General features: G+C 53.1%; 1 protein-coding gene. It reads right to left on the reverse strand.

All coding sequences use genetic code 11. The features are described from left to right. Positions 1 to 309: Ig-like domain-containing protein (locus HL290_RS18470; protein ID WP_227602335.1), on the reverse strand; the 309-nt coding region annotated here is incomplete at both ends.

Consider the following 309-nt stretch of genomic DNA (forward strand, 5'->3'; position numbering starts at 1 on the left):
TACCGTCGCCATTGTTGGTCGCTGGGTAATCCACACCATCAACCGTCACCACCACAGTCGCAGCAGGATCATCGATCGTACCGGTCAACGCAGGGGTTGTGTCATTGGTAGAAGCATCTGTGAAGCCCACTACCGGTGCAATCAAGTCAACGATGAAGCCGTCTGTACCATCAAGTACATCACCTATACCAGGGTTACCCAAGGTATCAGTGTAGCTACCATCAGCCACTGCAATGCTTGGTGCTGTGCCTGTGCCATCTGGCGTAAACACTGCTGTCCAGGTGATGTTGTCCGTTGTCGTCAAGCCAG

Source organism: Acinetobacter sp. AC1-2 (assembly GCF_016124155.1).
GTDB classification, from domain to species: domain Bacteria; phylum Pseudomonadota; class Gammaproteobacteria; order Pseudomonadales; family Moraxellaceae; genus Acinetobacter; species Acinetobacter calcoaceticus.